The following is a 22,844-nucleotide window of genomic DNA, read 5'->3' as shown; positions in this document are numbered from 1 at the left end:
CCGGAGAGGCGGGGTACACGGCGACGGGGGCGGCGGCGCGAGATGTCGGACACCATGCTGATCCAGGGCCGTTACCGGCTGCTCGACACCATCGGCCGGGGCGGCATGGGCGAGGTCTGGCGGGCGCGGGACGAGTCGCTGGGCCGCCATGTCGCGGTGAAGTGCCTCAAGCCGCTCGGCCCCCAGCGCGACCCGTCCTTCACCCGGGTGCTGCGCGAGCGGTTCCGGCGCGAGGCCCGGGTGGCCGCCGCGCTCCAGCACCGCGGGGTGACCGTCGTCCACGACTTCGGCGAGTCAGACGGCGTGCTCTACCTGGTGATGGAGATGCTCGACGGCCGCAACCTCGGACAGTTGCTGGAGGACAACGACCACCGGCCGCTGGCCGTGCCCGACATCGTCGAGATCGCCGAACAGGTCGCCGCGGCCCTCGCCTACACCCACCAACAGGGCATCGTGCACCGGGATCTGAAACCGGCGAACATCATGCGCCTGACCGACGGGACGGTGAAGATCTGCGACTTCGGCATCGCCCGGCTCGGCCACGACATCGGCTTCACGGCCCGGCTGACCGGGACCGGCGTCGCCATGGGCACCCCGCACTACATGTCGCCCGAGCAGATCGGCGGAACCGAGGTCGACCAGCGCAGCGACCTGTACTCACTGGGCTGCGTGCTGTACGAACTCGCCACCGGGGCGCCGCCGTTCGACTTCGACGACGCCTGGGCGATCCTCGTCGGGCACCGCGACACCCCGCCCGAGCCGCCCCGCCGCCGACGCGCCGAACTCCCCGAGTACCTCGAGCGGGTCATCCTCGACCTGCTCGCCAAACTGCCCGAGCAACGGCCGCACGACGCCCGCGCGTTGAGCCGCCGCATCGTCGTCGGCCGCACGACGGAGCCGCGGTACGCGCCCACCGTGGTCACGCCACTCCCACGGCCGCGTCCGTCACGACCGGCCGGTCGTGACGGGCGACTGCCGTCGTGGACAAGGGGCATGACCACCGGTCACAAGGCGGTCGGCGCGGCACCGCGCACCGCACCTCCGGCCGACGCGGGCGGCCTGACCGGCGAGTGGACCCCGCGCGGCGCCACGGACGGCCCGGCGGAGACCGGGCGGACGCCCGGCGGGCGGCCGGTCCCGCCGCCGGAGGCAGTCAGGGCGCTGACCGACCGGCACCAGGCGGCCCTGGGCCTCGGACGGCTCGGCCGCTGGGAGGAGGCGGGCGAGGCACACCGCGGCATCGCCGACGAGCGGGCCCGTCTCCTCGGCCGCGACCACCCCGACACCCTCGCCAGCCGGTACGAATACGCCTTCGGCCTCAGCCGTACCGGTCGCCCGGCCGAGGCGCTGCGGGAGTACAAGCAGGTGGCCGAGGCACGGATCGGGGCGCTCGGCGCCGACCACCCGGACACACTCGCCGTGCGCCAGGAGATGGCGTACGTACTGGGCCGCCTGGGCCGCCACTTCGACGCGCACCAGGTGTACGCGGCGGTGCTCACCGCGCGCGAGCGCACCATGGGCCCGGACCATCCCGACACCCTGCGCTGCCGGCACAACCTCGCCTTCAGTCTCAGCCGGCTCGGCCGCCTCGACGACTCGTACCGCATGGCCTGCCAGGTCGCCGCCGCGCGCGCCCGGGTGCTGGGGCCGCAGCACCCCGACACCCTGGTCACCAGATTCGAAGTCGCCTACGCCCTGGGTCAGTTGGGCAGGTGGGCCGAGGCCCTGGACACCTACCACGAGGTCGCCGGGGCACGCGCCCGTGCGCTCGGCCCCGGCCACCCCGACACCCTGGCCGCCCGCTACGAGGTCGGCATCTGCCTGGGCCGGCTCGGGCGCAGCGCGGAGGCGCTGGAGCTGTACCGGGCCCTGATCGACGACCGCACCCGGGTGCACGGCCCCGCGCACCCCGAGACCCTGCGCGCCCAGCACGGTCTCGGGGTCAACCTCGGCCGTCTCGGCCGCTGGGAGGAGGCACTCGCCGAGTCCCGCGACGTGTGCGCGATCCGTGGGCGCGTGCTCGGCGCCGGCCACCCCGACACCCTCGTCAGCCGCCGCGAGGTGGCCGTGAGCCTCGGCTGGCTCGGCCGCTGGGCCGACGCGCTCACCGAGTACCGCGCGGTGGCCGAGGCCCGCGAGCGCGTCCTGGGCGCCGGCCACCCCGACACCCTCGTCAGCCGTACCGACGAGGCCCACTGCCTGGAACAACTGGGCCGCGGCCAGGAGGCCGCGGAGCTGTACCGCAGGGTCGCCGTCCTGCGCGGGCAGCGCACGGCCGACGGCCCGTAGGCCGCGGTCCGCCGCGGACCGCACCCTGGCCGCCGTGGATCACCGCGTGTTACGAAGAACCATGAGCGCACACGAGGGACACGGTACGTACGACGCCGTCATCGTCGGCGGGGGGCACAACGGACTGGTCGCCGCCGCCTACCTGGCCCGGGCCGGACGGTCGGTGCTCGTGCTGGAGCGGCTGGACCACACCGGGGGCGCCGCCGTCTCCACCCGCCCGTTCGCCGGTGTGGACGCCCGGCTGTCCCGCTACTCCTACCTGGTCAGCCTGCTGCCCCGGAAGATCGTCCAGGACCTGGGCCTGGACGTCCGGCTGCGCACCCGCACGATCTCCTCGTACACGCCCGTCGAGCGCGGCGGACGGCCCACCGGACTGCTCGTGGGCGGCGGCGAGGAGCGCACCCGCGAGGCGTTCGCCCGGCTCACCGGCTCCGACCGCGAGTGGGAGGCCTGGCAGCGCTTCTACGGCATGACCGGACGCCTCGCCCGCAGGGTCTTCCCCACGCTCACCGAGCCGCTGCCGACCCGCGAGGAACTGCGCCGCCGCGTCGACGACGAGGAGGCCTGGCGGATCCTGTTCGAGGAGCCGCTCGGCGTCGCCGTGGAGGACCGCTTCGCCGACGACCTCGTACGGGGCGTGGTGTTCACCGACGCCCTCATCGGCACCTTCGCCGACGCCCACGACCCGTCCCTCGCGCAGAACCGCTGCCTCCTCTACCACGTGATCGGCGGCGGCACCGGCGACTGGGACGTGCCGGTCGGCGGCATGGGCGCCCTGACCGACGCGCTCGCCGCCGCGGCCCGCCGGACCGGAGCCGTCATCGCCACCGGCCACGAGGCGATACGGGTGGTGAGCGACGGGCGCGCGGCGGAGGTCACGTACCGCACCCGGGACGGCGAGGGCACCGTCGGCGCCCGGCACGTGCTGGTGAACGCCTCCCCGCAGGCCCTGGCCGCGCTGACCGGCGACGAGCCGCCGGAGCCCGCCGAGGGCGCCCAGCTCAAGGTGAACATGCTGCTCAAGCGGCTGCCCAGGCTCCGGGACACCGCGGTCGACCCGCGCGAGGCCTTCGCCGGCACCTTCCACATCGCCGAGGGGTACCGGCAGCTCGCCGACGCCCACGCCCGGGCCGCCGCGGGCGAGCTGCCCGCCGCGCCGCCCTCCGAGATCTACTGCCACTCCCTGACCGACCCCACCATCCTCGGCCCCGGCCTGGTCGAACAGGGCTACCAGACGCTCACCCTGTTCGGCCTGCACACCCCCGCCCGGCTCTTCGCCCGGGACAACGACGCCGTACGCGAGGAACTGCTGAAGTCCACACTCGCGCAGCTCGACGCCCACCTCGCCGAACCGCTCGCCGACTGCCTCGCCACCGACGCCGACGGCCGGCCCTGCATCGAGGCGAAGACCCCCCTGGACCTGGAACGGGACCTGCGCCTCCCCGGCGGCAACATCTTCCACCGCGCCCTGAGCTGGCCGTACGCCCAGGAGGGCACGGGCCGCTGGGGCGTGGAGACCCGGCACGCCAACGTCCTCCTCTGCGGCGCGGGCGCGGTACGCGGCGGCGGAGTCAGCGGGGTCCCGGGCCACAACGCGGCGATGGCGCTACTCGAGGCCCACGCCACCTGACGCGCCGCGCGGCCGGGGGCGATGGGGACCCCGTGTCCGCGTTTCGCGCGCCGTGCGGGCGGTCGGCGCCCCGGGTGGTGGTGGGGGCCCGTCGACTCCTTCCTGCACGCCGTGCCCGGGGCCGTGCCCCGGGCGGCCGGATTCGGAGCGCGGTGGTGTGCGCCGCCGCAGGCAGGGGACGCGCCCCCGACCGACCGCCGCCGGCTACCGGATCGCCGCGGCCGGCAGTGTGTGCAGGGTGCCGCCCGAGGAGGCGGCGTGGACGCTGTTGGCGCCGGGGGAGCAGGCGGCGGCCAGGATCTGGCCGCCCAGGTCGAAGCTCTGGAGCGACGCGCCGTCCGCCGCGTCCAGCAGATGGAGCCGGCCGCTCCAGCCGCCCGCGTACACCGCGGCCCCGTCGGAGCACAGGGCGAAGAACTCCTCGCGCTCCCCGTGGTGCGCGCGCCAGACCGGCTCGCCGGTCGCCGCGCCCAGGCAGTGGACCGTGCCCGCGACGTCCCCGACGACCACCGTGTCGAGCACCCGGACCGGCGCGGCCACCACCGGCGCGCCGAGCCGGACCTCCCACACGGCGGAGCCGTCGGTTGCCGCGAGGCACCTCAGCGTGCCCTCGCCGTCCGCGACCACCAGGTGCTCCTCCAGCGGCAGCGGCGGCGCCAGGACCGGGGCCGGCAGCCGTACGGGCGCCTTCCAGGCCAGGGCGCCGTCCTCGTCGTCGACGGCGAGGATCTCCGCGCCCCGCACGGCCGACAGGTACACGTGCCGGGCCCCGACCACCACCGGGACGGCCGGGGCGCCCGAGGTGTCGGTGAGCGGATCGGTCTCCCACCACAGACGCCGGGTCACCGCGTCGAAGTGGTGCAGCCGGCCGGTCGCGTCGCCTAGGAACACGCTCCGCCCGCGCAGCAGCACCCGCGCCTGGGCGAGTCCGCTCGCGGTGGAGGACCACCACAGACGGTGCTGCCGCGTGTCCCAGGACTCCAGCCGCCCGTCGGCGTCGCACACCAGCAGCACGTCGCCGTCCGCGCACAGCTGCACCGGAGCCGTGAAGTCCGGCCGGCGCACCTTCTCCACGCCCGTGGCCGCGTCCAGCCAGCGCACCGCGCCCCCGCCGTCGGCCACGACCACCCCGTCCTCCTCGGTCGCCACGACGCACTGCGGCCACTCCCCGACCCCGGCGCTCCAACTGCGCCGCCCCGGACGGAACGGCACCGTCAGATCCGCGGTGTTGCCCACCCCGGCCAGGAAGTCCCGCAGTTCGGCGCGGTACGCGGTCAGGGTGCGGCCCACCTCCTCGGGCAGCCGCAGCGCCCCCGGCCGGCCGAAGCCTTCGGCGACCTCGTCCAGGTGGGGCCGGTCGGCCGGGTCCTCGGCCAGACAGGCACGGATCAGCCGGCCCGTGGCGTCGTCCGGCAGCCCGGACAGATCGGGCGCGGCCCCGCTCACCCGGCGCACCAGCATGGCCCGGGCGTCGTCCTCGGCGGTGTACGGCGGGTGGCCGGTGAGCGCGTACAGGACGATGCCGGCGAAGGCGAAGACATCGGTCGCCAGCCCGGTCCTGGCCAGCCCCCGCACCTGTTCGGGGGCGCAGAAGTGGGGCTGGCCGATGACCATGTCGAGGGTGAGCGTGACCCGCTGGCCGCGGATCCGGGTGAGCCCGAAGTCGATGATCCACGGCCCGTCGTGGGTCAGCAGGATGTTCCCCGGGTGCAGGTCCCGGTGGAGCAGCCCCTTGCGGTGCGCGGTGCCGAGGGTGTCGAGGAGTTCGGCGGCGAGCGTGTGCACCGTGTCGCGGGGCAGCGGGCCGCCGTGCGCCTCCACGACCCGGTACAGCGACAGACCGGGGATGAAACGGGTGGCCAGCGTGGGTCGCCGGCCGGCCGCGAAGTCGAGCGCGAGCAGCTCCGGGATGCGCGCGCCCCTGCACCGTTCCAGCGCCTTGCTCTCCTGGTGGAAGCGCTGCATGTGCTGGGCGTCCTCGGTGAACTCGTGCTTGAGCAGCTTCACGGCCGCCAGCGTGTCCGGCCCGTGCCGGTCACCGGGCCGCCGGCCGAGGTAGACCGTGCCGAACCCGCCCGTGCCCAGTCTGCCCAGCAGCCGGAACCCGGCGGCCTCCGGCGGGTCCCTCTCCGGGTCCAGGGGCATCACCATGTCGACGTCCTTTCTCTGGGCCTTCCGCGGCCCGCCGGGGGAGGGGTCACTGAAGGACGGCCGCCTCGTTCTCCGTCTCGTGGGAGAACCCGATGCCGCACAGCACGGTGGACTTGCCCAGCTCGCAGGTGCCGGTGTCGCTCAGCCGATCCCCGCCCGCGCGCGGGGCGTCGCGTTCGCACCGCAGGACGAGGACCGGGCGTCCGGCCTCCTGCCGGCCGCGTACGGTGACCCGGGCCCGCACCTGCCCGGCGTCCGTCTCCCCGGTGACCTCCCGGCCGCGCAGCGGGATCGTCTGCCGGTTACCGGTCCGCAGGTCGGTGACGACCAGCAGCCCGGCGAGTTCGGGGTTGCGCTGCCGGTGGACCCGCCAGACGATGGCGGAGCCCACCAGCAGGACGAGCAGGACGAGGGGGTAGAGCCAGCCGGGCGGCCGGCCGGGCACGGAGCCCCGCAGGTCCAGCGTGGTGACGACCGGCTCGCCGGTGGAGAACTTCGACTCGCCGAGGGAACCGCGGACCGTCGTCGTCCACGCCGAGGAGATCTCGGCGCGCAGGTCCACCCGCTCCCGGAAGTCGCTGGAGCCGGGGAACAGGCTGAACCGGGCGTCCTGACGCCAGGTCAGTGTCATCGGCACGGTCTTCTTCTCGCCCGGGCGCAGGGTGACGGGCGTGGCGGGTCCGTCCGGGGTCAGCCGCGGACCGCCGGACTCCCCGCCGGTCGTCAGGCGGACCGTCAGCGGCACGTGCGTGGCCTTCGACTGCAGCGTCACCCGCAGCGTCCGGGTGCGGGCGCCGGCGCGGTCCCCGGTGGCCACCGCGACATGTGCGCCCGCTCCGCTCACGCCGTCTCCGGCGATCGACACGGTGACCGTGCCGCCCTGGTCGGCGCGGAGCCGTGAGACGGCCTTCTGCGTACGGACCTGGTCCTTGGCGGCGCTGAGCTGCGAGCCGAGGGCCGTGGGGTCGACCGGCAGGATGCGGGGGGCGCCGAACGCGCTGCCCAGCACCTCGGAGACCCCGGTGCCCTCGGCGAGCGGAAGCCCGTAGCCCATGATCTTGCGGTCCTCGCCCAGCGCTGCGTAGCGCGACTTCAGCCGCTGCCAGGCGGTGCTGCCCAGCTCGGCGTACGGGCTGCCCGGCGCGTTGACGGCGCCGTCGGTGAGCATCAGCACCGCCCCGACCGGGGCTGTGCTGCGGTCGAACTGGTCGGCGGCGGCGTCCAGCGCGGCGCCGTGGTCGCTCGCCGACTCCTTGGCGGACTGGGGGAGTTCCTTGGTGAACAGGTTGTCGGTGCGGTTCGCCGGGGACATCGGGTGGACGACCCCGGTCGCCCGGCCGAAGGTGATGACGGCCACCTGGTCGGCGGGCGTCAGCGAGCCGAGGAAGTCGGCCAGGCGCCGCTTGACCGTGGTGTAGAGCGGTACGCCGTCCGGGCCCCGGTCCTGCATGGAGCTGGAGACGTCGACGAGGACGACGTAGGCCGCCGGGACGTCGTCGACCTTCAGCGAGCGGTAGATGTCGTCGCGCGGCACCGGTGGGTCCGCGGCCGCGGCGGGCGCCGCGCCGCACAGGGCCAGCAGGAACGCGAAGGCGAGGGCGAGCAGCGCGGCTCGGTGGGCCGTGGCCCGGGTGGTGGGCATGAGGTGGTGTCCCCCTGGTGTCGTGCGGTTGTGCGTCGCGCGGTGTCTGTCGTGTCTGTCGTGGGGCCGTACGTCGTTCAGGTGTGGGGCTGGGCGTCGTTCAGGTACGGGCGCGGGCGGCGACGGCGTCGAGCTTGCGCAGCCGGGTGATCTCCCGCTCGCACTGCCGGCTCTGCCGGTCGAGGTCGTCTTTGAGCCGTGCCTGCCGGCTGATCGCGTGGTCGCGGTACTGGGTCCAGATCCGGTGGCCGGTGCTGCACCGGATGAGGGCGAGCTCCAGGTCCTCGCGCTCCTCGGCGGCACGGCCGGTCGCGTCGTAGGAGGTCCAGACCTGCTCGTAGGCCTCGAGCAGGGTGAGGACGCGTTCGCCGACGCGTCCGTGGGTCGCCCAGGCCCGCAGGGCGGCGGCGAGCTGGTTGTTCGCGGCGCCCGCCCGTCGTGCCCCGCAGACCTGCACGGCCAGCTTCTCGCAGTCCTCCGGGGTGCCCGAGCACCGCGACGCCAGGCCGTGGACCCGGCGCAGGCCGATCAGGGGCCGCAGCGACGGCAGGCGGTCCGCGACGCGCAGGAGCCACCGTCGGTCCTCGGACGTCTCGCGCCAGTTGGGCTCGTCGGCGGCGAGCCGGTACACGGCGTCCAGGACGATCTGCTGGAAGGCGCCGGGCCAGTGCGACAGATGCCAGGCGAGGTCGCGGCCCGCCTGCCCCGGACCGGCACCGGTGGCCTTGTTCACCGTCAGGGCCCGGTCGAGCAGCAGGTCGACCACGGCGGTCGCGTGCTGCTGCGCGGGGCGCGTCTGGAGCGCCGCCCGCAGCGTCGAGACATAGGTGTCGACCCGTCCCGTCACGCCCGCGGTGCCGGGCTGCGGCGCGGTCGCGGCCAGGGCGAGGAAGCCCGACGGCGGCAGACCGGCCAGGAGGCACAGCACGTCCCAGTGGGCGGCCGTCTCCGGCCGCATCCGGGCGGGCGGCCGGCTCAGTGTGCGCTGCAGAGGTGATCGGAGCGGGGCGCCGTCCGCCGCGGCGGGGGAGCGGAGCACGTGGTCGAGGAGCCCTTGGAAGAAGCCGGGCAGCAGGACCTGGTCGACGGCGCCGCAGACGACGGCGCCCTCCAGGAGAGTCGCCGCCTCCTCCGGGTGGCCCGCGGCCCATTTCCGGTCGGCCTCGACCGGGCCGGCGCCCGTGCTCAACAGGGTGTACAGCAAGGGGAGTTCGCGGCCTCCGGCGATCTCCGTACGCTGCTCGGGCCCGGCTTCGCCGCACAGCCACCGCAGCCAGGCGCGGACGAGGGCGCCCGGGTCGGCCTCCGCGTACAGGGCCCGGACCAGGCCGCCCGCGAGGCCGGGCACCTGGCACAGCATGGAGTGCGTGAAGCGCATGGTGCCCTCGCCGAAGGGGGCGACGGCGGGCAGCAGCCCCTCGGTCACAGGGTCGGGCACGCCCTTCGGGGAGCGGGCCCGGAGTTCGGCCAGAGCGCCGGCCAGGACCTCGTCCAGCGGGTCCAGGCTCTGCCCGGTGGAGGTGAGGGCGGCGCGCATGTTCTCGAAGTCGCGGCGGGCCACGTCCGTCCGCCCGTGGAGCAGGTCGGCGAAGAGCTGGTCGCGGTAGGCCTGGGAGACCTCGGGGCTCGACATCAGGGGCGCCAGGGCCTCCATTCCGGTGTGCGGGTGGGTCAGCGCCCTCTCCGCGAGGACGGCGAGCGCTCTGGAACTGATGTCGGGCGTGCGCAGGGCCTGGTTGATCCGGTCGGCGTCCACCTCCTGGCCCGCGGTGACGGCCTGGGCGACCGCCAGCGACGGGTCCAGGGCCGCCAGTACCTCCAGCGCCCGCTCGTGCGCGTCGGGCCCCTCGATCTCCAACGGCTCGCGGGCGTTCGCGAGATGCCGTACGACGGCCTCCCCGCCGTGTGTGGCCCAGTTGTCGAGGAGCAGATCGTGGTAGCCGCGCGCCTGCGGGGACAGCTCGCCGAGATCGGGCAGCGAGGCGCTCACGGGCAGCGCGGTCACCCCGGGAGAGCCCTCGGCGTCACCCCAGTACAGGCGCATGGGCACCTCGGAGCCGGAGGACGTCGAGCTGGCCGCGGACAGGGTGCTGCGCATGCCGAAGGGCAGCAGGGCGGCCACGGAGTCGAGGACGCCCAGCAGTTGGAACGGCTCGTGGTGGCGGTCGCCGGTCACCGCCACCGGGCCGTCCAGCAGATGGGCCGCCGCGGCCGCCAGCCAGCGGGTGCGCTCCGAGACCGAAGGGGTGATGTTGTGACCGACGTCGGAGACCAGCAGGTCCTCTTCGTGGAAGGCCAGGTGCGCGGGTCCCGCGCCGGAGCCGGGCAGGCCCGCGGCGGTGGCGTGGGCGGCGCGGGCCAGCGCGCACCAGCCCACGCCCGCCGCGCCCACCTCCGCGTAGGGGACGGCGAAGTGGGTGATGCGGTAGATCGCGCGGTTGCTGGCGTCCACGTCGTCCGTGCGGTCCAGCAGGAAGACCCCGACCGCGCGGGCTCCGTCCGGGCCCCTGGCGCATCCCATGGTGATCCACGGCAACGGGTCGCCGGGCTCCGGAGTACCCGGCGACCATTGGTGGACGGCGGCGTTGAACTCGGCGCTGCGGCCGGGCGGGTGCGCGACGAGGACCCCGTATCCGCTGCTGGTGTGGGGCTCCTTGCCCCACACGGCCCAGTCGGCGATCAGCCCCGGTGCCATGGCGTGTCCTTCCTCATGCGGGTGTTCGGGTGCGGATCAGGACTGCGTCGGGCGGAATCCCCGCAGGAAGAGGAACGGTTCGAGGACGTTGACCGGCCGGGGCGGCGCCACGAAGCGCACGCTGTCCTCGACGTGGTTGATCAGATACGGGTTCTCGAAGTCGAAGCCCCGTTCGGGGTCGACCCAGAATCCGACGGCCGAGCAGACGAAGTAGCCGACGCGTTCCGGCGCGAAGAACTGCTCGATCTGCTGCTGGATCTCGCGCAGGCTGCCGTGCGGGAACGCGTTGCACAGCCCGTCGAACAGCCGCTTGGCGTCCACGACCTCGGGCTGCCCGGTACGGGGGTTGACCCGCACGTTGCCCTGTTCGCAGGCGAACCGGAACACCCGGTCGTCGTCGAACTTCGCCAGGCACACGGCGATGCTGTGCGGCAGGAAGTTGCCCTGGCGCTCACGGCGCATGTTGATCTCGGTGGCCACCCCGCCGAGGACCTCGGTGAAGAAGTCCGCGTTCTGCCGGGCGTCCTTGGTCACCGGTCCGTCGTCGCCGTTGACCTGCCACTCGCGGACGGGGTCGACCACGTAGACCATGGATCGCGCGGCACCGAGGTCCTTGATCAGCCTGCTTCCGTAGGCGGCCCCGGTCTGCGAGCGCAGGTCGAACGCCTCGCCGGGCAGGTCGCGCACGGTGACCTTGAACTCCGTCAGATCGCGTGCGCGTTCGGCGCCGCGCCGGAAGAGTCTGCGTCCGGCGCGCGAGAAGCGGGTACCGGTGAGGTCGCCGGCCAGGGTGAAGCGGACCGGACGCTGCTCGGTCAGCGTCGCGTTGGGGAACTTGCGCTCCCGGTACAGCAGGCGGGCCAGGTCGCCCAGGAACTTCTGGGAGGCGTGGTCGTCCGGATAGATGGTCCACTTTCCGTACAGCGGGTCCTGCACGGCCCGGGAGAGGGCGGCCAACAGCGTGGACTTGCCGCTCTGCATACCGCCCCAGAGCGTGATCGTCGACTCGGGCGAGGAGGACCGGTCCTCCGGCTCCTGAGAGGACGCCTCCTGCTTCTCGCGCTGCTCCACGTCCCCTTTCCGGCCGGACTTGGCGGGCTTGTCGGCGTGTGCGGGCGCGGCCGGCTCGTCCACCTTCTCCAGGAAGACGCTGCGCAGCGCCCCGTCCTCGGGCGCGGACCGGGGCGCGGGCGGGGCGGTCGCGCGGGCCCGGTCCTGCCGCGAGCCCGGGGGGCCCGGGCGGGGGCGCGGGGGTGCGGACGTGGGCGGGGCGGTCGGCGGTGGGGGCAGGGCGGCCAGGCCCCCGACCAGGGTTGACCTGCCCAGGACGTCCAACGGCCCCTGTTCGCGGTCCTGTTGCCTGCGGTCCGGTTCGGCGTCCTTGGCGCGCTCGGACCGCGCGTCGTCGTCGACCATGGATGTGCTCCCGCTCGATGGGCGGCGGCGGACGTCGTCCGCCGCGCGATGGTGGTCCGGTCCGCGCACACGCGCGCCCCGGTGTGGGCGAGACCCGCACCGACTTCGGCCTTCTTCGCCGGGTCCGATCCTTGTGGGCCTCGGGTCCTGTCGGCCTGATTCCTCGCAGGCGTCGGCCTTCGTCGGGTTCGGCCGGTGTCGGCCGGGTCTTCGTCGGGTGCGGCCTTCGTGGCCCCCGGGTCCTCGTGGGCCTGGTTCCTCGCCGGCCTCGTCCTTGTCAGCCGGCCTCGGCGTGCTGCCAGTCGGCGGTCGTGCCGTCGGCGACGACCAGCCGGATCGGCGCGCCGTCCTGCGGCAGGCACAGCGCGGGTGCCGCGACGGCGGCGGCGATCTGCCGCGGGTCGTGCCCCGCGCCGAACCGCCCCTCGGTGCCGAACGCGCCCCAGGCGTGGTCTGCCCAGTGCGCCAGGTGGGGTTCGCCCACCAGCTCGTCCATCCAGGCGGGTTCGTCGACGACGGCCACGCAGGCGACGCCCTCGTGGCGGCGTGCCGCGTCCAGTTCGGCCTGCCAGTCCAGCCGGTCGGGGCAGATGCGCACGGGTGCGCCGCGCCGCAGCACCTGGGGCGGGCGGGCCCGTGGATGCGGCGGCCGGGAGCCGACCACGAGCAGCACCCGGTGGCTGTCGGCCCGCCACTGGTGGCGCCACCCGGGCAGTTCACCGGGCACGTGCTCCAGCCCCGTGGCGAAGTCGTGCCGCAGGGGGCAGGGGCGCCAGGACTCCAGCACCCGCGCGGCGTCCGGTGCCGCCGACATGCCGACCCGGTGCACCACGGGGTCGTGGTCGCGCGGCCGGTGGAGCGGATCGTGGTCGCGGTAGCCGATCAGGCCCACCCGGAGCGTGTCGTCGCCGCCGACGGCGTCCTGCACGGCGGTGACGACGGCCGCGGCCTCCTGGAGGCGCTCCTCGACCGCGGTGCCCCCGTCGGACTGCGGCCCGGAGACCTCCACGGCGACCATCAGGTCGACCGGGCAGGGCCGGGAGAGCTGCCGGGGCGTCCCGGAGGCCAGCGCGGGCCAGGGGGAGGTCTCGGGTTCGTGGTGGCCGTCGTAGCGCAGTTCCACCCGGCTTCTTCCGTGCAGGGCGTAGGACAGCGTGGTGCGGGAGCCGGGCGGCAGTACGAGCCGGTCGATGCGCAGCGAGCGCCACCGGGACGCCGGTTCGTCCCGCCCGGCGGCGACGACGGCGGCGACGCTCTCGCCGGTGGTCGCGCCGGGCGGCGGCGCGGTGACCGGGATCCGCACGACGGGCCCGGCGGCGGTGCGTCCGTCCGCGCGGCTGCCCGCGGGGAACAGCGGCCGGCGCACCAGGCCCACCGTCCCCGAGGCGCCGTCGACGTGGGCGGCGGCGAGCCACACCGTGGTGCGCAGCGGCAGTTCGCCCGTCAGGTCCTCCGGCGTCGGCGGCCAGTGCGCGGGCATCCGCAGGCACAGCAGCGCGCCCGACTCCGCCCGCACCGCCTCGGCCGCCCGCTCCAGCGACCGCCAGCCGGCGGCCCTGACGGCGAGCACGAGCGGGTCCGACGGATCGCGGTGCCCGGTCCGTGCGAAGGCGGCAAGAGAGGTCCGCAGGGCGGCGCCGACCCCGGCAGCGGCGCGGGGCCTCCCGCCGGCGAGCAGGAAGAGCCGGCCCGGCCGCTCCGGCGGGAGCACCGAGGAGGCGGGGGCCAGTTCGGTCCAGGACGACTCGGCCAGCCGGATCAGCTCCGGACCGGTCGCGCCGGGGCCGTAGGCCAGCCGGTTCAGGCGCAGCCGCTCACAGCCGACCTCCAGGACGTCCAGGGCGGGGAAGGCGCTGGAAGCGAGGCGGGTGAGCACCCAGCCCAGGCCGGCCGGCGACCGCCCGGCGCGCTCCTCGGCGAGCACGTCTTGCCAGGCGGATCGCCAGGCGTGGGCGGGCGGCGGGGCCGCGGCGGACAGCAGCCGCGCCACCCGGTGCCGTTCGGGCGGCGCCGGCGGCTCGCCCCGTTCGCCGTCCGGTTCCGTGCCGCGCGCGGCGGGCCCGCCGGCCAGCAGGTCCGCGACGCGGAGCGCGGCCCGAAGGTCGGCCGCCCCGGTCTTCGCAGCGTGGTCCGACTGCACTGTTCCTCACCCCCCGATACGGCCGCCGGCGCCCGGAGGCGGCCGGCGACCGTTGTCGCACATGTTTCAGACATGGAACGGCTCTGAAACAGAGGCAGCCATGACTGATCGCAGACCCGGAATCCCCCATCCGGTTGCGGATTCACATTATCGCCCGTGATGCGGATGGGACCCGCATTCGTGAGCTTTTTATTTCCGTCGCCGCGCCGCTGGTGGGGGAGGTGAATGGGGCCTGAGGGAAAGGAAGGGGAATGGTATTCGTCTATTTCCGCTGTTGGCGATTGTTGTTGATTTCCCGAGTGCAGGTAGGCCGGAATTGATCGAAGTCGACCGGTGCTGATTTCCTCAGTCCGCGGAGGCCGTCCAGCCCTTCGCCTCGATACGGGACGAGTCCGCCGGGCGTGCCTCGTCGAACAGGACGGCGCGGCCGGTCCCGACGCGCTGGGCGTCGACGTAGGCGCCACGGCCCACGTACAGGCGGTCCGTCGTGTACCGCCAGCGCAGGGTCAGCCGTCCGGCCGCCGGGAGGTCGGCCGTGAGCCCGTGCCAGACCCGGCCCGAGTAACCGGTGGCGATGCCCGTCGGGTGCCGCTCGGGCTCCTCGCCGCGGCGCGTCGTGGTGAACGGCACCGGCTGCCAGGTGGCGCCGCCGTCCGGCGTGCACTCCAGGACGAGCACGTCCGATCCGGGCTCGGTGTCCCACCACAGGTCGCAGCGCAGCCGTGCGCCGCCGGCGGAGGTGTCGAGCGAGGGGAGGGTCAGGGTCGCCGTCGTGGAACTCGCCATCCCGGAGAACCACGCCGTGCGGCCGCGCGTCGCACGGACCGGTACGGCCCGGGCCAGGTCGTTGCCGGTGGCGACCCGCGGAGCGGAGCCGGAGCGCCAGTTGCGCACCGGGTGCACGGAGTTGCCGAGGACGATCAGGAACGAGTCGGTGGTCGGGTCGAGGACCAGCGACGTGCCGGTGAACCCGGTGTGCCCCGCAGTGCGCGGAGTGGCCATCGCGCCCATGTACCAGTGCTGGTGGAGCTCGAAGCCGAGACCGTGCGCGTCGCCGGGGAAGGCGGTGTTGAAGTCGGTGAACATCAGCTCCACCGACTCCGGCCGCAGGACGCGGGTACGCCCGTACGCGCCGCCGTTGAGCAGCGTACGGCCCAGCACCGCGAGGTCCCACGCGCAGGAGAACACGCCCGCGTGCCCTGCCACACCGCCGAGGCTGAACGCGTTCTCGTCGTGCACCTCGCCCCACACCAGGCCGCGGTCCAGGCCCGACCAGGGCTTGCGGGCGTCCTCGGTGGCCGCGATCCGCGGCTTCCAGGAGGCGGGCGGGTTGTAGCGGGTGCCGTCGAGGCCGAGCGGCCCGGTGATCCGCTCGTGCAGCAGGGTGTCGAGGGTTTGTCCGGTGACCGCCTCCAGGACGAGTTGCATGGAGATCATGTTCAGGTCCGAGTACAGGTACGCGGTACCGGGCGGGTTGATCAGCGCCTCGTTCCGGAGGAGTTCGAGTTTCCCCTCGTACGTGGGCGCGTCGTACAGCGGGATCCAGGCGCGGAATCCCGAGGTGTGGGTGAGGAGTTGGCGGATGGTGACCTCCTGCTTTCCCGCCCGCCCGAAGTCCGGGAGGTAGGACGCGACCCTGCCCTCCAGCTCCAGCGTGCCCCGTTCGAGCTGCTGCACCGCGAGCAGCGAGGTGAACAGCTTGGAGACCGAGGCCAGGTCGAAGACGGTGTCCCGGGTCATCGGGATCCGCTGGTCCGCCGGGAACTCCACGGCGGTGTCGGTCTTCTCGTCGTACGCCGAGTAGCGCACCGCCATGCCGATCGGCTCGTGCAGCGCCACGGTCCCGCCGCGCCCGGCGAGCAGCACGGCGCCCGCGTACCAGGGGTGCGTGGGGGACGGGCCGAGGAAGGCCTCGGCGTCCTCGACGAGTCGGCGCAGCGGGGCGGCCAGCAGACCGGCCCGCTCGGGGGATCCGTACCGCAGGGTGGGGCTGCCGTTCGCCGGGGCGGCGGCGGCCGGTCCCGCGGGCAGCGCCGCGAGCGCGAGGGCCCCTCCCAACGCCATGGTGGTCCTGCCCAGTTGGCGGCGTGTCAGCCCGCCTGCCGCTGCTCTGCTTGCCGCGTCCTCGGTCGTCATGAGGCCTCCGCCCATCGTCTGAAAGTATCTTTCGGGGATGGTCGTGCGGGGTGAAACTTTCGTGTCAGGTGAGGGCTGTGTCAACGGTGCGTGCGTGTCCTGTGCGAACCTGACTGGGCGTCAAGCAGGCTCGTGCGGCCGGTGTTCACGGGGTTTCTTGACCTTCCGCCGCGCCGGAACGAGGATCATGTGTCATGACGCCTGGACACGGCAGTACGGTCGACGGAGTCCTGCGGCGCAGTGCCCGGCGCACCCCGGCACGCGTCGCCGTCGAGTACGGCGAGCGCACCTGGACGTACGCCGAGCTCGACGACGCCGTCTCCCGCGCGGCGAACGTCCTGCTCGGCCAGGACCTCGCCCGCGGCGACCGCGTCGCCGCCTACGGCCACAACTCCGACGCCTACCTCATCGGCTTCCTCGCCTGCGCCCGCGCCGGCCTGGTGCACGTGCCCGTCAACCAGAGCCTCACCGGCGACGATCTCGCCCACATCGTCGGCCAGTCGGGCAGCTCCCTCGTGCTCACCGATCCCGACCTGGCCGGACGGCTCCCGGCCGGGGTCAGGGCGTTGCCGCTGCGCGACGCGGACGACTCGCTGCTCGCCCGGCTGCCGGCCACACTCCCGTACGACGGCCCCGAGCCGCGTTCCGAGGACCTGGTGCAACTGCTGTACACCTCGGGCACCACCGCGCTGCCCAAGGGTGCGATGATGACGCACCGGGCGCTGGTCCACGAGTACCTGAGCGCGATCACCGCGCTCGACTTCAGCGCGGGGGACCGCCCCGTCCACGCGCTGCCGCTCTACCACTCGGCGCAGATGCACGTGTTCCTGCTGCCGTACCTCGCCGTCGGCGCGACGAACATCGTCCTCGACGCGCCCGACGGTGACCGGATCCTCGAGCTGGTCGAGGCCGGACGCGCGGACAGCCTGTTCGCGCCGCCCACGGTCTGGATCGGACTGGCCGGGCGCCCCGACTTCGCCACCCGTGATCTCGGCGGACTGCGCAAGGCGTACTACGGCGCGTCGATCATGCCGGTGCCGGTCCTGGAACGCCTCCGGGAGCTCCTGCCGCGACTCGCCTTCTACAACTGCTTCGGCCAGAGCGAGATCGGCCCGCTGGCCATGGTCCTCGGGCCCGACGAGCACAAGGGCCGCATGGACTCGTGCGGTCGGCCGGTGCTGTTCGTGGACGCCCGCGTCGTCGACGAGGAGGGCGACGACGTGCCCGACGGCACACCGGGCGAAATCGTCTACCGTTCACCGCAGTTGTGCGAGGGCTACTGGGACATGCCCGAGGAGACCGCGGAGGCGTTCCGCGCGGGCTGGTTCCGCTCCGGCGACCTGGCCGTCCGCGACCCGCACGGCTACTACACGGTGGTCGACCGGGTGAAGGACGTCATCAACTCCGGTGGCGTACTGGTGGCTTCACGCCAGGTCGAGGACGTCCTCTACGCGCACCCGGGTGTCGCCGAGGCGGCCGTGGTCGCGCTCCCCGACGAGCGGTGGATCGAGGCCGTCACCGCGTTCGTGGTCTCGCACGGCGAGGTCACCGAGGCCGATCTGATCGCCCACGCCCGTGAGAAGCTCGCGTCGTTCAAGGCCCCCAAGAAAGTCATCTTCGTGGACGCACTGCCGCGCAACGCCAGCGGAAAGATCCTCAAGAGGGAACTGCGCGACCGGTTCACCGCACGATGACGACACACCCGACACCAAAGGCGACCCCGGAGGCCCCCACACTGACCCTCCGCCCCTGGCACACGGCGGACGCGGCCGACCTGGTCGAGGCGTACCGGGACGAGGCGCTGCGCGCTGGGCCGGTCAGGTCGTGGACGACCGGAACGGCGCGGCCCGGTGGATCCGGGAGCGGCAGCGGGACCGGGAGACGGGGGACCGGTTCTCGTTCGCCGTCCTGGAGGCGCAAGGTCCCGAGGGGCGCGAGCGGCTGGTGGGGCACGCCGTCGTCAAGGGCCTGCGTCCCGGCGTCCCGTCCGCCGAGGTGGGCTACTGGACCGCCGCGCACGCACGCGGCAGGGGAGTGGCGCCCCGGGCCCTGCTGGCCCTGACCGACTGGGCCTTCGCCCTGTTCGGAAACCGGGGGCCGGACCGGCTGGAACTGCTGCACCAGGTGGACAACACGGCCTCCTGCCGGGTCGCGCTCAAATGCGGGTACGAGCAGGCCGGGATCCTTCCTGCGGCGCCGCCCGGCTACCCGCTCGACGGGCATCTGCACATCCGCGCGCGGCCCGGCGCCTGCGCTGAAAAGTCCCCCTCACGTGGCCTGTTGACGCCGGGACTCGATCGCTAGGCTGACCCGCGGACGACGATTTGGGGAGGAGCACGGACGTGGCCGAGAGCACTGTCCAGCAGCACGCGCTCGCGGGATGGGACAAGCCGGATCTGGATCTCAGCAGCGCGAAGTGGCAGTCCAGCAGCGGTGGCCTGGGAGATGTCCAGATCGCCTTCGTCGAGGGTTTCATCGCGATGCGCAACGGCGGCCGCCCGGAAAGCCCCTCCCTGATCTTCACCCCCGCCGAGTGGGGCGCGTTCATGTCAGGGGCACGGCAGGGGGAGTTCAACCTCACCTGACCGGACGCGCGCCAGGGGTGTTTTCCCCCGCCTCCGGGGACAGCAGACCTTGAAAGCCCCGCCGGGCCGGCGGCCGGGCGACGCCGGGCCCGCGGGAAGGTCTCCGTCCGGAGGAGAGGAACCTCATGAGCACCCCACCGGTCGTCGCCGCCGTCGACGGCTCCGACGACAGCCTGCGCGCCCTGGACTGGGCCCTCGACGCCGCCCGGCGGCGCGGGGCGCCCCTGCGCGCGGTCCATGTCCGCCAGTACGCGCCCATGGCCCAGCCCGACGTCCTCGTCGCCGGACCGCCCGGCGACGACGGCGATCCGGTGCTCGACCAGGCACGCGCCCATCTGGGGGAGCGCGCCTCCGGCACGCAGGTCGAGTACGCCGGCCTGGACGGGCTTCCGGGCGCGATGCTGCCCGAACTCGGCTCCAGCGCCCAGCTGTTGGTGCTGGGCTCCCGGGGGCGCGGCGGCTTCGCCAGCCTGCTCCTCGGCTCCAGCAGCCTGGCCGCGGCCCGCGACGCCGAGTGCCCGGTCGTCGTGGTGCCCCGGCCCGGCCGCGAGGTGCACGGCGAGACGGCGGCCGGCCCGGGGCCGCGGGTGGTCGTCGGCGTCAACGTCGACAGCCCCGACGACGCCCTGCTCGACTTCGCCTTCACGGAGGCCGCCCTGCGCGGGGCCCGGCTCCAGGTGGTCGCCGCCTACCCGTGGCCGCCTCCGGCCTGGGTGGCCCCGGCGGAGGTCACCACGCTCATGGCCGACCGGGACGCCGTGGAGAACGAGACCCGCACCCTGGCCGAGGGCTTCCTCGCCCCGCACCGCACCCGCCACCCCGAGGTGCCCGCCGAGCCCCACGTGGTGCCCGGCGACGCGGCCGGCCTGCTGGTCGCCGCCTCCCGCGACGCCGAGCTGGTCGTGGTCGGCCGCCACCGCCGGCGCCTGCTGGCACCCGCCCGCATGATGGGCTCGGTCACCCAGGCCGTCCTCCTGCACGTGGCCGCCCCCGTCGCGGTGATCCCCCCGTCACCGCCGGAGGAGTGACGCCGGTCACTCCGCTGCCCGCCGCACTCCTCACCCAGCCGTACGGCGCTCCGCCCTCAGGCCGCGTACCGCGTACCGCGCACCGGCCGCGTACCGCGCACCGGCCGCGTACCGCGCACCGGCCGCGTACCGCGCACCGGCCGCGTACCGCGCACCGGCCGCGTACCGCGCACCGGCCGCGTACCGCGCACCCGCCGCGCACCCGCCGCCCACCACGCACCCGCAGCGCGACGCGTCCCGGAGCACCGCCCCCTCTCCGAGCAGGCCACCTCGTGCTCCGGGGCCGCGCCCGTGACGCCGCCACCACGCGTCGCACCACGCGTCGCACCCCGGGAAGGGCACCGGGTGATTCCACCCCCGGTCGGTGGCCTCCCTCACGCCGCGGGGCCGGGCGGGGAACGTACCATGGCGGCATGTCGTTCCTCCGCCGCCGCCACGCCACGCCCGCCGGGCCCGACTTCGACGTCCTGGCCATGGATCCGGGCGACTGGCCCGGCAACCTGGGCGCCGGTCTGCTGCCCGCGCCCGACGGCACCTGCCAGGGCGTGTTCCTGCGCTACGACCTGTTCGGCGGCCGCGGCACCGCGATGATCATCGGCAACCTGCCCGAGGGCTCGGCGGCCCGTGAGGTCGCCGAGGGCGAGGTCCCCTTCGAGGTGGCGCAGCTCCTGCTGGCCCTGGAGAACGACGAGGAGGTCACCGTCGTCGGCAGCGAGGACATGCCGGTGCTCCAGGGCGACAACCTGCTGATCGTGCGGCGGCTGAGGCTCTCCGAGAGCCGTGTCTCCTGCGTGCAGTTCGACCGCAGCGACGGCGTCCTGGTCACCATCGCGGCCTGGGACCGGCCGATCACCGACGACCTGTACACCCTGCTCAAGCCGCTGCCCGCCGAGCTGTTCCAGCAGGGCTGACCGGCCGCGCGAAAGGGCCGGCCCCCACGGGACCGGCCCCTCACGTCGTTCTCGTACGCTCTCGGCCCGCTACCGGGACGAGCGTTTCACCTGTACGTCCGCGGCCCGCACGAACGCCACCCGGTGCCCGAACTGGACCTCGTAGTACATGTCCTTGCCGACCACCACCCGGTGCGAGTCCGTGGTGAAGGTGGCCGAGTAGTAGTACTCACCCGGCAGCAGATCGCCCACCACGTACTTCTGCCCCGCGAGCAGCTTGTACGGCAGCGGCGACACCGCCTGGACGGGCACGCCCACCGGATAGGCACCCTCCTCCGGGTAGGCCCTGCCGTACACCGGCACGCTGTCCAGCCCCGCCTTGGGCGTCACCACCGTGCCGGCCGCGTTCACCGCCGTCGGCTGCTTCGCCGGGTTCTGGAACCAGGCCTTCTGTCCCAGGTACCAGATCGCCGTCCAGTCGCCCTGCCGGTCGGCGACCGCGTACTGCTGCCCGGTCTCCACCCGCGAGGCCACGTCGTTCACGTCGATCGTCGACGGGCTGCCGTCCGGCCTCAGACCGATGTCCTTGATCAGCGGCGAGGAGGTGTCGGGCTGCGAGTACAGCCGCACCTCGCTGGAGCCGTGCGCCGCGCACGGCTTGCCGCTGGTGACACAGCCCGTGTACTCGGGCCGGTTGGCCGCGTAGTCGGGGCGGATCGTCACCAGACCGCCCTTCTTGCCCGCGGACGCCTGGAACGGGTGGCCGAGCAGCTTGAAGTAGTGCCGCCAGTCCCAGTACGGGCCCGGGTCGGTGTGCATGCCCGGGATGTTCCCGGTGGTCGTCCCGGGCACGGTGTCATGGCCGAGGATGTGCTGCCGGTCCAGCGGGATGTCGTACTTCCGTGCCAGGTACTTCACCAGCCGCGCCGATGACCGGTACATCGCCTCCGTGTACCAGGCGTCCGGCGAGGCGAGGAAGCCCTCGTGCTCCAGGCCGATCGACTTGGCGTTGATGTACCAGTTGCCCGCGTGCCAGGCCACGTCCTTGGCCTTCACATGCTGGGCGATGTGCCCGTCGGTGGACCGCAGCGTGTAGTTCCAGGACACATAGGTGGGGTCCTGGATCAGGTTGAGGACGCCGTCCCAGTTGCCCTCCGTGTCGTGGATGACGATGTACCGGATGGACTGCGTCTTCGGCCGGTCGCCCACGTCGTGGTTGCCGTAGTCGTTCCCGCCGAACTCCTCGTACGGCGCCGGAACCCACTCGCAGGACACCGAGGCCGGGCACTCGGTGCCCGCCGAAGAGGCGAGGGGCAGGGCCGCCCGCGTCAGCTGGGCCTTGCGGGGGGCGATGCCGGGCCGCGCGGCCAGGGCGACCCGCTGCCCCGAATCGGTGGTGCGCCGCTCACCCGAGCGGATCACGTTGTACACGTCGTCGGCGTAGGCCGCCGCCGTCGCGCTGTCGTCCGCGCCGGAGTACCGGGCCACCGCGCCGTACCAGTCGGCCGGATCCGCGCTCAGCGGCTCGCCGAGCTTCTTCTGGGCGGCCGCCAGCAGGGCCGCGCCGCCCGCGATGTTCGCCGACTCGTCCTCCCGCAGCCGCTCGGCGGGGATCCCGGTCAGCCCCGCCGCCCGGGGCAGCGTCTTCAGTCGGGCGGGCAGGGCCGAGTCCGACGGCACCTCCGCCTCGGGGTGCAGGGCGGCCCGCGCGTCGTCACCGCGCGCGTCCTCCGAGCCCTCGGCGTGGTGCGGGGCCGAGGCGAGCGCGGTGCGCGCGTCGGTCAGGTGCATCGGCCCGTAGCCGCCGGTCACGCTCGGGGCGCCGCCGTGCCCGTCCCAGCGCGACTGGAGATAGGACACGCCCAGCAGGACGCTGAGCGGCACGTGGTACTCGGCGGACGCGGACGCGAACGCCTGCTGCAACCGGCCGGTCTCGTCCGTGGCGGCGCCCGCGGACGGGGCGCCGCCGAGCAGCGGCAGCAGCAGCGCGGCCGAGGCGACGACTCCCGCCGCGGCGCGCGCGCTTCCGCGTCCCGGCATGGTTCTGGGGTCGGTGGTGGCGGATCCTCGCAATGCAGCCTCCTGGGGCGCTCGGGCGTAGCGGGGCGTGCGGGGCCGGCGTGGATCAGTGGTACCGGCTGCCCGACGATCCGTCAATCATGCGCACAGCAAGGCGATTTCCCATGTCAAGCAGCATCTCGGCGAGTTTCGCCGCGGCGTGCCCGAGGCCTGCGCGGCGTCA

At 74.1% G+C, this 22,844-nt stretch carries 13 protein-coding genes and 1 pseudogene; 7 read left to right on the top strand and 7 right to left on the bottom strand.

Annotation, left to right across the window (positions count from 1 at the left end; translation table 11 throughout):
* Positions 1 to 42: 42 nt before the first annotated feature.
* Together ACIP4X_RS31250 and ACIP4X_RS31245 are read left to right on the top strand one after the other, a co-directional pair.
* Entirely contained in the window at positions 43 to 2,289 is a 2,247-nt protein-coding gene (locus ACIP4X_RS31250; protein WP_401351560.1) for a tetratricopeptide repeat protein, read from the top strand.
* Between the two features lie 61 nt (positions 2,290 to 2,350).
* On the top strand, positions 2,351 to 3,919 hold the full coding sequence (locus ACIP4X_RS31245; RefSeq protein ID WP_401351558.1) for a phytoene desaturase family protein: 1,569 nt from the start codon (positions 2,351 to 2,353) through the stop codon (positions 3,917 to 3,919).
* Positions 3,920 to 4,123: 204 nt separating this feature from the next.
* On the opposite strand, the gene ACIP4X_RS31240 is transcribed toward ACIP4X_RS31245, so the two are convergent.
* The 6 genes from ACIP4X_RS31240 to ACIP4X_RS31215 form a co-directional block, all read right to left on the bottom strand.
* Positions 4,124 to 6,070, bottom strand: a complete 1,947-nt coding sequence (locus ACIP4X_RS31240) for a PQQ-binding-like beta-propeller repeat protein (protein WP_401351557.1) — start codon at positions 6,068 to 6,070, stop codon at positions 4,124 to 4,126.
* Positions 6,071 to 6,116: 46 nt separating this feature from the next.
* Positions 6,117 to 7,712, bottom strand: coding sequence for a vWA domain-containing protein (locus tag ACIP4X_RS31235; RefSeq protein ID WP_401351555.1), 1,596 nt, complete (start codon positions 7,710 to 7,712; stop codon positions 6,117 to 6,119).
* A 100-nt stretch (positions 7,713 to 7,812) separates the two neighbouring features.
* A complete protein-coding gene (locus tag ACIP4X_RS31230; RefSeq protein ID WP_401351553.1) occupies positions 7,813 to 10,407 on the bottom strand; it encodes a hypothetical protein in 2,595 nt (864 codons plus the stop codon).
* A 36-nt stretch (positions 10,408 to 10,443) separates the two neighbouring features.
* Entirely contained in the window at positions 10,444 to 11,823 is a 1,380-nt protein-coding gene (locus ACIP4X_RS31225; protein ID WP_401351551.1) for a hypothetical protein, read from the bottom strand.
* A 277-nt stretch (positions 11,824 to 12,100) separates the two neighbouring features.
* On the bottom strand, positions 12,101 to 13,963 hold the full coding sequence (locus ACIP4X_RS31220; protein WP_401351549.1) for a hypothetical protein: 1,863 nt from the start codon (positions 13,961 to 13,963) through the stop codon (positions 12,101 to 12,103).
* Positions 13,964 to 14,308: 345 nt separating this feature from the next.
* Complete coding sequence (locus ACIP4X_RS31215) at positions 14,309 to 16,099, bottom strand: serine hydrolase (protein WP_401351547.1); 1,791 nt, start codon at positions 16,097 to 16,099, stop codon at positions 14,309 to 14,311.
* A gap of 194 nt (positions 16,100 to 16,293) precedes the next feature.
* Between ACIP4X_RS31215 and ACIP4X_RS31210 the strand changes: the two genes are divergently transcribed.
* From ACIP4X_RS31210 to ACIP4X_RS31190, 5 genes and pseudogenes are all read left to right on the top strand, one after another.
* Positions 16,294 to 17,793: an acyl-CoA synthetase gene (locus tag ACIP4X_RS31210; RefSeq protein WP_401351545.1), complete on the top strand. Its 1,500-nt coding sequence runs from the start codon at positions 16,294 to 16,296 to the stop codon at positions 17,791 to 17,793.
* Positions 17,790 to 18,403 (top strand): annotated as a pseudogene (locus ACIP4X_RS31205) (GNAT family N-acetyltransferase). The gene ACIP4X_RS31210 and the pseudogene ACIP4X_RS31205 overlap by 4 nt, the downstream one beginning before the upstream one ends.
* A gap of 38 nt (positions 18,404 to 18,441) precedes the next feature.
* Positions 18,442 to 18,684, top strand: a complete 243-nt coding sequence (locus ACIP4X_RS31200; RefSeq protein WP_358733759.1) for a DUF397 domain-containing protein — start codon at positions 18,442 to 18,444, stop codon at positions 18,682 to 18,684.
* A gap of 125 nt (positions 18,685 to 18,809) precedes the next feature.
* Complete coding sequence (locus ACIP4X_RS31195; RefSeq protein ID WP_401351544.1) at positions 18,810 to 19,712, top strand: universal stress protein; 903 nt, start codon at positions 18,810 to 18,812, stop codon at positions 19,710 to 19,712.
* Between the two features lie 413 nt (positions 19,713 to 20,125).
* Positions 20,126 to 20,623 carry a hypothetical protein gene (locus ACIP4X_RS31190; RefSeq protein ID WP_358733763.1) on the top strand — a complete coding sequence of 166 codons (498 nt, stop codon included), beginning with the start codon at positions 20,126 to 20,128 and terminating at the stop codon, positions 20,621 to 20,623.
* 69 nt (positions 20,624 to 20,692) lie between these two features.
* Here ACIP4X_RS31190 and ACIP4X_RS31185 read toward each other — a convergent pair whose 3' ends face one another.
* Positions 20,693 to 22,675, bottom strand: coding sequence for an N-acetylmuramoyl-L-alanine amidase (locus ACIP4X_RS31185; protein ID WP_401351542.1), 1,983 nt, complete (start codon positions 22,673 to 22,675; stop codon positions 20,693 to 20,695).
* Positions 22,676 to 22,844 lie beyond the last annotated feature (169 nt).

Source organism: Streptomyces sp. NPDC088817 (genome assembly GCF_044750345.1).
GTDB lineage: Bacteria > Actinomycetota > Actinomycetes > Streptomycetales > Streptomycetaceae > Streptomyces.
The sequence above is the reverse complement of the archived record's forward strand: the minus strand, read 5'-3'. Positions and strand labels throughout refer to the sequence as shown.